Source organism: Methylobacterium crusticola, assembly GCF_003574465.1.
In the GTDB taxonomy this organism is placed as follows: domain Bacteria; phylum Pseudomonadota; class Alphaproteobacteria; order Rhizobiales; family Beijerinckiaceae; genus Methylobacterium; species Methylobacterium crusticola.
This window is the reverse complement of record NZ_QOWC01000432.1, coordinates 1-2,236: the sequence shown is the minus strand read 5'-3', so window position 1 is coordinate 2,236 and position 2,236 is coordinate 1. Positions and strand designations below refer to the sequence as shown.

Sequence of the window (2,236 nt, the reverse complement as noted above, 5' to 3'; positions counted from 1 at the left end):
GCGCGGGCGCGGCGCCGGCCGGGCGTCGGCCGTGAGCGTCACGTCGGGGTCCTCTCGCCGGGCGCGCGCCTCGGGCATCGCAGCTCCTCGTCTCTGGCCGCCGACCCGCGGCCTCCGGGTGAGGCCGGGTCCACCCGAGCCGCGGCGAACCGCGCGGCCCCGTCCCCGGCGGATGAGCCTAATCCCCGAACCCTCTCGAATTCCTCACCGGGCCCCGGGGCGCCCCGGAGGCCCCGGGCCCCCGGCGGGGGTGCCCGGCGGGAGCCGCCCGGAAGGCGCGCCTCAGGCCGAGCGCAGCAGCGCCGCGCCGGTCTCCCGCTCGCCGGCGAGCGGGGCGGTGCGGATCGGGGCCGGCGGTCCGGGCGCCCGGCCGGTGCGGCAGTCGAGGGGCAGCGTCACGACCACCCGCGTGCCCTGGCCCGGCGTGCTCTCGACGGTCAGGTCGCCGTGATGCAGCCCGACGAGGCCGCGCACCACCGACAATCCGAGGCCGGTGCCCTCGTAGGGGCGCCCATAGGCCGAGCCCGCCCCGAGGCCGGCCTGGAAGAAGGGGTCGCCCACCCGCGGCAGGTCGGTCTCGGCGATGCCGATGCCGGTGTCCGTCACGGCCATCTCGATGCGGTCGAAGGCCCGTCGCGCGCTCAGCGTCACCCGGCCGCCCCGGGGCGTGAACTTCACGGCGTTCGACAGGAGGTTGATCAGCATCTGCCGGCAGGCGCGCGGATCCGCGGTCAGCTCCGGCAGGTCCGGGGCGATGTCGCGCACGAGCAGCACCGCGCTCTGGTCGGCCTTGAGCTGCATCAGGTCGCAGCAGCCCTGGACCAGCGTGCCGAGCTCGAACGGCTCGGGCACGTAGTCGAAGTTGCCGCTCTGGATCCGCGACATGTCGAGGAGCCCGTTCACCACCTCCAGGAGGTGCCGGCCCGAGCCGTGGATGAGGCCGGCATACTCGCGCCGGCGCTCCGCCCCGAGGGCGAGCTGGCCCTCGGCCTCCAGCATCTCGGAGAAGCCGATGATGGCGTTGAGGGGCGTGCGCAGCTCGTGGCTGACCGTGGCGAGGAACCGGCTCTTGATCTCGTCGGCCCGCTCGGCCTCGGCGCGGGCCTGGTCCAGGTCCTCGGCCCGGCGGCGGTGCTCGGAGACGTCGCGGGTGACCGCCACCACGGCGGCCTCGCCGGGCGCCGCGGCCCCGGCCCCGCCCGGCACCCGGTGCGCCCGCATCTCGGCCCAGATCACCCGGCCGGGCTCCCCGGCCGGGCCGGCCGCGTGCAGCCGGAACTGCGCCGTCACCGGCAGGGCCCGGCCGGCGGCGTCGCTGATCGCCTTAAGGAAGGCGGGCCGGTCCGAGACGTGGACGCGGGCGAGGAGCCCGCGCCCCGCCAGCTGCTCGGGCGAGGCGCCGGCGAGCGTGGCGGAGGCGGCGCTGGCCTGGAGCACGCTGCCGTTGCGGTCGTGCCAGGTGATCAGGTCGTCGATCGCGTCGAGCAGCAGCGCGTCGCGGGCGGAGGCCGCCCGCAGGGTGGCGCTCCAGCGCCCCTCCCGGCGCAGGTGCTCGACCGACAGCGCCAGGACGTGGCAGATCGCCGTGATGGCGAAGATCGGCATCGCCAGGGCCGCCGGCCAGGCGAACAGACCCGAGCCGGCGGTGGGCTCGATCAGGGAGATGAGCACGGCCCCGGCGGCGGCGAGCGCCCCCGACATCAGCGCCGCCCGGTGCGAACCCGCCATCAGCGCCTCGATGGGAATCATCACGAGCCAGATGCTGGCCGCGGAGGCCGGCCCGCCGGTGAGGCAGGCGAGGCAGACGACGAGGCCGGTGAGCGCCGCCGACGAGAGGCCGTGGGCGAGCACCAGCCGCCCGGTGCGGGCGAGGATCAGGGCCGCCGCGACCGGCAGCATCAGGCAGGCGGCCGCCACCGCCTCCAGGGGCGAGGGCACGCCGCGCCAGAGCAGGTAGGGCGGCAGCATCGCCATCATGACGGCGCCCGTGGCGAGCCGCGAGATCAGGAAACGCTCGTGGCGCATCCGCTCGTTCGGGTCGCCGGCGACCGACTCGTGGACGAGCCCTGCCAGACGGGCGTCGATCAGCGACGCAAAGGCCTTGTTGATACGCACACCGCCACGCCAGCGCAGGGAACCCGTCGGGCCCCGGCGCCCCTTCGCTCCGTACGCCGGAACCCTCGCAGAGCCGGCTTAAACGATCGTTAGCCCGTGTGGACAGTTACCTAAGCCATAG

The 2,236-nt window shown here is 75.7% G+C and carries 1 protein-coding gene; it reads right to left on the bottom strand.

The genetic code is table 11. The features are described 5' to 3' along the window. Window positions 1–282: 282 nt before the first annotated feature. Window positions 283–2,115, bottom strand: a complete 1,833-nt coding sequence (locus DT057_RS34650; protein ID WP_128566523.1) for a sensor histidine kinase — start codon at window positions 2,113–2,115, stop codon at window positions 283–285. Window positions 2,116–2,236 lie beyond the last annotated feature (121 nt).